The following is a 7,338-nucleotide window of genomic DNA, read 5'->3' on the forward strand; positions in this document are numbered from 1 at the left end:
CCTCACCCCTCACCCCTCTTTAATGTTCATGCAATCAAACGGCGGTCTTACTGATGCTCAAACTTTTCAAGGAAAAGACAGTATTCTCTCAGGACCTGCTGGTGGAATTGTGGGGGCAGTACAAACAAGCTTGATAGCTGGATTTAACAAAATTATCAGCTTTGATATGGGTGGAACTTCTACTGATGTTGCCCACTACAACGGCGAGTATGAACGCACCTTTGAAACTGAAGTGGCTGGAGTGCGTTTGCGTACTCCGATGATGGCAATTCATACAGTGGCAGCTGGTGGTGGTTCAATTTTACAGTTTGATGGAGCGCGATATCGTGTAGGTCCAGAATCAGCAGGTGCTCATCCAGGACCTGCGGCTTATGCTAAAGGTGGTCCATTAACAGTAACTGACTGCAATGTCATGGTGGGAAAGTTACAACCAGACTTCTTTCCAAAAGTCTTTGGTCTGAATGGCGGTTTACCATTGGATGCGGCAGTTGTGCGACGGAAGTTTGAGGAGTTAGCAAGGGAAATTGGAGATGATCGCACGCCGGAACAAGTAGCAAGTGGTTTTTTAGCGATCGCTGTTGAAAAAATGGCAAATGCGATTAAAAAAATCTCTCTCCAACGTGGTTATGATGTTTCTGAATATACATTGTGCTGCTTTGGTGGTGCGGGTGGACAACACGCTTGCTTAATTGCGGATGCGTTGGGGATGAAGCAAGTGTTTATTCATCCTTATGCAGGAGTGTTGTCTGCTTATGGCATGGGTTTGGCTGATGTACGGGTAATTCGGGAACAAGCTGTAGAGGAGGTTTTGAGTGAGGAGTTGGATTTATTAGAGGTATTGGCTGTGTTGGAGGCTGAGGGGAAGGAGGAATTGAACCACACAGACACAAAGGGTATTGAGGTTTTAAGCAAGGTGCATTTGAGGTATCAAGGGACAGATGCAGCTTTGATGGTGAATTGTGGTGATGTAGAAGTGATGCGACGAGAGTTTGAGAATTTGCATCGTCAGCGTTACGGGTTTATTGCGCCGGAGAAAAGATTAATTGTTGAGGCGGTTTCAGTTGAGGTGGTGGGTAAAAATGATGTTCCTAAAGAGGAAGTTATTTTACGTAAGAGTAACGAGAAAGTAGCACTAGCAACGGTGCAAATATATACAATGAATGCTTGGCACGCCACGCCTGTGTTTCAACGCGAGAAATTGCAACCCAAAGACTCTATTTCAGGTCCCGCACTGATTGTGGAAGCAACAGGGACGAATGTGATTGAACCAGGATGGACTGCAACAGTAAGCGATCGCAACCACTTAATTCTACAGCGAACACACCATCAACCTAAAAAATCACTAGCCACTAGCCACCAGTCACTAGCCACTTCTTCCCCCGATCCAGTGATGCTAGAAATCTTCAACAATTTGTTTCGGGCGATCGCGGATGAAATGGGAATCACGCTACAAAATACGAGTTCTTCAGTCAATATTAAAGAAAGGCTTGATTTTTCTTGTGCCATTTTTGACGGTGACGGACAATTAGTCGCTAATGCACCACACATTCCTGTTCACTTGGGTTCGATGAGTGAAAGTGTTCAAGCACTGATCGCAGATCGTGGAAATGCTCTTAAGCCAGGAGATGTTTTTGCATCGAATAATCCCTACAACGGTGGAACTCACCTTCCTGATATCACTGTTATTACTCCCGTATTTCCTGCACACCCTTCACTCGCTACTAGTCACTCCCCACTTTTCTACGTCGCCTCACGCGGACACCATGCAGATATTGGCGGGATGACTCCTGGTTCTATGCCTCCTAATAGTACCACTGTAGAAGAAGAAGGAGTTTTATTAGATAATTTTCAGCTTATTGCTGATGGTCAATTTAGAGAAAAAGAACTCTTAGGAACTTTACAAAGTGGGCGCTATCCAGTCCGAAACTCTACCCAAAACATTGCTGATTTAAAAGCGCAAATTGCTGCAAATGAACGTGGCGTTCAAGAACTGCACAAAATGGTAGAACATTATCAATTAAACACTGTACAAGCTTATATGAAGTTTGTTCAAGATAATGCAGAAGAATCTGTACGTCGTGTCATTGATATATTACAAGACGGTGAATTTACTTGTTATTTAGATAACGGTAGTGCAATTAAAGTAAATGCTTCTATTAATAAATCCACTTGTAGCGCTTGTATTGATTTTACTGGAACTTCACCACAAATTGAAAATAATTTTAATGCTCCTGCTGCTATATGTAAAGCCGCAGTTTTATATGTTTTCCGCACTTTAGTAGATGATGATATTCCATTAAACGCTGGGTGTCTAAAACCTTTGGAAATTATTATTCCTGAAGGTTGTTTACTGAATCCACGCTATCCCGCTGCTGTTGTTGCCGGAAATGTCGAAACTTCTCAAGCAATCACTGATGCGTTGTATGGCGCTTTAGGTATTATGGCAGCATCTCAAGGAACTATGAATAACTTTACCTTCGGCAGCGATCGCTATCAATATTACGAAACTATTTGCGGTGGTTCGGGTGCTGGAAAAGACTTTGATGGTACCGATGCTGTACACACTCATATGACAAATTCTCGTCTCACCGATCCTGAAGTTTTAGAGTGGCGGTTTCCTGTATTACTAGAAAGTTTTAGTATTCGTCCTGATAGTGGTGGCAAAGGACATCATCGAGGTGGTAACGGCGTTATCCGTCGCCTTCAGTTTCGCGAACCAATGACAGCAGCAATCCTTTCAGGACGTCGCATTGTTCCTCCATTTGGTTTGCATGGTGGAGAAAATGGTGTAGTAGGAAAAAACACAGTTGAACGTAGTGATGGAACTGTCGAGGAGTTAGGAAGTACTGCAACTGTTGAAATGCAACCAAAAGATGTATTTATAATTAAAACTCCTGGTGGAGGAGGTTATGGTGAATCGGTAGAACTTCTTGCGTGAATGACAAACTTTCTTCAACTTCCTTCAGGGCTATCCAAACAAAGTGTACTTTAGTACACTCAATCAAAGCTTTTATTAGTAATTCCACGCACCATATATAAACTTTGTTTGTGTAGCAGCGAATTCATTCGCCCTCGCTGAGTATACAAAAAATGTGGATTTAAAATAACTCGTTTAGGTTCCAACATCAACTATAAAAGAGGAAATATTGAGATGATTGAGATGATGCTCGAACTCGTTTAAATTTATACTTTTTAATTTCAAGGTAATCGAGGGATTGATTTCTCTATCATTAGACTGATGGCATACTTCATGACTCTTAACATAATTTCTAAGGTAGAATAAATATCACATAAGGAGTACTGCCTTGGCTGACGAATTAAAAAAAGGTGACAAAGTAGAATGGAAAACCTCACAAGGTAAAACTACAGGTGAAGTCAAGAAAAAACTTACTTCCTCAACTGATATCAAAGGACATCACGTTGCGGCTTCAAAAGATAACCCTGAATACTTGGTTGAAAGTGATAAATCAGGAAAAGAAGCAGCACATAAACCAGATGCTTTAGAAAAAATTGAGGAGTAGTTTGCAATGAGTGATGATAGTAAAGCGACTATTGATGAGTTTCTTGATGTTGTCAATATGACACCAAAAGAGATTGAATCATGGCTGGATACAGAAGAATCTCAATCAGTAGGACAAAAAGATGGAGATGATGAATCAATAGGTCACAAGTCAGGTAAACGGATAGTCGAACTTTTGCAGAAGAAAAAAAGTGACTATACAGATGATGACTTATCTCACATGAAGAAAGTCATTAGTTACGTTCACCGCCATACTGCACAAAAACCATCTAGTGACATAGAAGACTCGCGATGGAGATACTCGTTAAAAAATTGGGGACACGATCCTTTGAAGTAAATCATTGCTCTCAGCGAATTAACTTAACCAAACCAGTGAGACGGTTCAATACTGCATTGCACTGATTCTGGAAGGTGACGATTAACCCAATCAGATCTTTCTTGTAAGATAGAGCAGATGCCTTGGTGAATTAAGTTTTCGAGTTGTAATTGCTGCTGGGAACTTGGCAACTGATAGTTAAATGATATTGCTTTTCGTTCATTATCAACCACACTATAAACGCAGGGAATTCGATTGAGAACATAGGCAATTAATTCTTGTCGGAGATCTGGAATAGCAAACGCTTTTTGATAAGGATGACATGGATATGTATCTAAAACGTTTTCAATCTCTGTTATGACGGCTTGCTGGGTTAAATTAACGACTGTTTTAAACATTTTTCAACTTCACCCCAGTTTACTTAACGCTATGTGCAGGTTACAGATTCTTAACACTGTTTCGTAACTGACACTCCTCTTTGAGGCTAGCAGTGAGGCTTAGAGTAATAGCGTTCTTGTCCAAGACTACTGATTAACTGCTTATCTTATTTGCAAACCAACTTTTGTTTTGTTAAAAAAACGTAGAATCAGATTGATAAAACTCATACTGCTCGGTAAAAGCGTAATGCACCACTACTTTAATATATAAACTAAGTCATTTTAAATGGTATCGATTTATGTTAAATTGATACAAAACAAAACATTTCAATCGCCGATCATTAGTTGATAAGTTATTAAATTTTCCTTTCATAAAAACGTGAATAATGTAAGCTACCAAATAAAATGGAAGTTGAAGACGTAGTAAACAACTGATCCCTGTTAAATTAGCCTAATTTTGTAAATAGACAGCTTCAAGCTCTATCAAAGTAAGTTTTTCAGTTGATGTTTATGTATTGTATTGAAGAATACCTTTAATTAAACGAAAATTTGGATCGAGAGAATAAACGTAGTAAGAATTAATTAAGTAGCTAATCAGTAGGGCGATCGCTCAACACGATCGCAAAAACGAAAGAAATTTCTGTTAAATCAATATAATTAGCTCGATCCAACTGACTGTAAGTATTAACCTAGAAAAGGTAGAGAGTAGAATGTAGACTAGGGACTTGGAGGAAGCGACGTTGGACGAGCTGAGAGCGGCGCTAGAATTAGCCACTGAAGACGAGTTGCAACAACTCACAGATATTTTGTTTTGCCGTAAATTTAATCCGCTTGATTATTTACACACTCCTGAACCAATAGAAGTGCAAAGCCGCGATCGCTCTTCATGGCTAGACGCCATTGAGCAGCGATTTCGCTATTTAGCCGCAGATGGCATGACAGTGTTGCAAGGGCGTACAGAACAAGTAACTTATCGGCAAACATTGATTCGAGTCTGTCGTTATCTAAAAATTCCGTACTCTAACAATCTGACTACAACTGATTTAGAAGCAGAGGTATTCCTAAATTTATTAGGACGAGCATGGAAGCATCTTCCCAGCCAAGAGCAACAAAGCTTAACACAGCGAGTACAGCGATCGCTTGCCAAATTGAAATTGACAGAAAAAGTCCCCTCAATCGTTCAGCAAAATCCAGTAGCATTGCTAGTTAAAGGTGGTAGTGCTTTAGCCGTTAGTTCAGTTTTGAAGCCTATCCTTTTACAGCAAATTGCCCGACAGTTCGCTCTACATTTTGCTAGCTACCAAGTTGCCAAACAAGCACTTGTTAAAGGTGGTACAGCAGCAGCAACTCAATTTCACAGCCATCTAGCGTTGCAAACAGCACGAAGAGGCATGGCAGCGAGTGCAGCACGTTACGGCGCAGTTCGTGGTATTTTTGCCTGGATGGGACCTGCATTATGGACGTGGTTCTTTGCTGATTTAGGATGGCGAGCGATCGCCACGAACTATGGCCGTATTATTCCAACAATCTTTGCCTTGGCGCAAATTCGCTTAACTCGCACCGAGTCTTGGCAGCTTGCGTAATTGGAGAAAGCAAAAAGATGGGCAAGAAAAGAGTATTATTGCAGCAGCACTCTAATGCCCGTCTCCAAACTGCCTGGACTTTAGCTCAAATTGGGTTACTCGTTTTCCCTTTAGTTCCCATTTTAGGAGCTTTGGGCATATTTTTAGCATTGGTTGATACCTGGCGGCACAAGTATCGTGACATTATCCACTCGCCGTTGAACTGGGGATTAGTCATTTTAGCCGCTTGGCTAGTTATCACAACTATTTTGGCTGACGATCGAGTAGCAGCGACTTTAGGTTTATTCAACTTCTTACCATTTTTTGTCTTATTTGCTGCCTTTAGTACTCTTATCCAAACACCTGCTCAGCTGCGGCAATTAGCTAAGATTTTAGCGATCGCATCAATTCCAGTCATTGTCCTTGGCTTTGGGCAATTATTATTAAATTGGACAACTCCAGCATCGTTGTCAGGTATTCTGGGTTGGACGCTAGTCCCTCAAGGTAATCCCCCTGGACGCATGGCTTCTGTTTTCATGTACGCTAATATTCTTGCGGGTTATTTAGTCATTACTTTTATTTTGGTATTAGGGTTATGGCTAGAGTCTCTCACACCAAAAGTAACACTCAATAATCAGCTCTTATTGATGGCAGTTGTTGGTAACTTTGTTGCTTTAATCTTGACAAATTCGCGCAATGCTTGGGCGATCGCTTGCTTCTCCATTCTTGCCTTCGCAGTTTATCAAAGCTGGTGGTGGTTAGTGATGGGAGTTAGTGCGATCGCTGGTACTATTGTTTTAGCTGCTTTTGCTCCCTCACCGTTGAGTCATCTGTTACGAACAGTTGTGCCTCAGTTTTTCTGGGCAAGATTAACAGACCAACTCTACCCAAATCGACCAATTCCTTTTTTACGCACTACTCAATGGCAATTTACACTGTCTTTAACTCAACAACGTCCTTTGACAGGTTGGGGATTGCGTAATTTTACACCCTTGTATGAAAATCACATGCATGTTTGGCTAGGACATCCGCATAATTTTTTCCTCATGTTCGCAGCGGAAACAGGCATATTAGGGATTGTATTCTTAAGTCTTTGGGTTGGGTGGATTTTATTTCTTAGTGTTCAACTCTTACGTAACTGGGATACAAATACAGTAACTGCAGTACAAAGCACTCAGGACAAAATTATTTTTTTTAGTTACCTTGTGGCATTTTTCGCCTGTATACTGTTCAATACTGTAGACGTCACAATTTTTGATTTACGTCTTAATACATTATTTTGGATACTATTAGCGGCAATTTGTGGCGTTTGCAAACATACGAGCAAATATAAGCCATTTGTGCAACAAAAAGATGTTTAATACCGCTTTACTCTAATAACCAACCAAACACAACTTTTACACTTAAACTTAGCTCATTAGCGAAGGAAGGAACTAAGAGGAGGTCTGAAAAGTAAAAAAGCTCTCGTTACAATAACCTGTCAATAGCAAAAAATGACAGAGAACGAGAGTCATGGGTCAATCATATCGTACCGATCTCACAGATGAACAATGGGAATTACTG

At 40.7% G+C, this 7,338-nt stretch carries 6 protein-coding genes; 5 read left to right on the forward strand and 1 reads right to left on the reverse strand.

The features are described 5' to 3' along the window. Positions 1–22 precede the first annotated feature (22 nt). The 3 genes from IQ230_RS25520 (at position 23) to IQ230_RS25530 (ending at position 3,857) form a co-directional block, all read left to right on the forward strand. Positions 23–2,938, forward strand: coding sequence for a hydantoinase B/oxoprolinase family protein (locus tag IQ230_RS25520; RefSeq protein ID WP_228055385.1), 2,916 nt, complete (start codon positions 23–25; stop codon positions 2,936–2,938). Between the two features lie 367 nt (positions 2,939–3,305). Beyond that, the gene (locus IQ230_RS25525; protein ID WP_193934992.1) at positions 3,306–3,521 is read left to right on the forward strand and encodes a hypervirulence associated TUDOR domain-containing protein; all 216 of its coding nucleotides are present in this window, start codon (positions 3,306–3,308) and stop codon (positions 3,519–3,521) included. Positions 3,522–3,527: 6 nt separating this feature from the next. Next, positions 3,528–3,857, forward strand: a complete 330-nt coding sequence (locus tag IQ230_RS25530; protein ID WP_193934993.1) for a DUF3140 domain-containing protein — start codon at positions 3,528–3,530, stop codon at positions 3,855–3,857. Positions 3,858–3,880: 23 nt separating this feature from the next. On the opposite strand, the gene IQ230_RS25535 is transcribed toward IQ230_RS25530, so the two are convergent. Continuing rightward, positions 3,881–4,234 carry a late competence development ComFB family protein gene (locus IQ230_RS25535; RefSeq protein WP_193934994.1) on the reverse strand — a complete coding sequence of 118 codons (354 nt, stop codon included), beginning with the start codon at positions 4,232–4,234 and terminating at the stop codon, positions 3,881–3,883. Positions 4,235–4,953: 719 nt separating this feature from the next. Here IQ230_RS25535 and IQ230_RS25540 point away from each other — a divergent pair. Continuing rightward, positions 4,954–5,796 carry a YaaW family protein gene (locus tag IQ230_RS25540; protein ID WP_193934995.1) on the forward strand — a complete coding sequence of 281 codons (843 nt, stop codon included), beginning with the start codon at positions 4,954–4,956 and terminating at the stop codon, positions 5,794–5,796. A gap of 17 nt (positions 5,797–5,813) precedes the next feature. Next, positions 5,814–7,136, forward strand: a complete 1,323-nt coding sequence (locus tag IQ230_RS25545) for an O-antigen ligase family protein (protein WP_193934996.1) — start codon at positions 5,814–5,816, stop codon at positions 7,134–7,136. The last annotated feature ends 202 nt before the right edge of the window (positions 7,137–7,338 follow it).

Source organism: Gloeocapsopsis crepidinum LEGE 06123 (genome assembly GCF_015207655.1).
GTDB lineage: Bacteria > Cyanobacteriota > Cyanobacteriia > Cyanobacteriales > Chroococcidiopsidaceae > Gloeocapsopsis > Gloeocapsopsis crepidinum.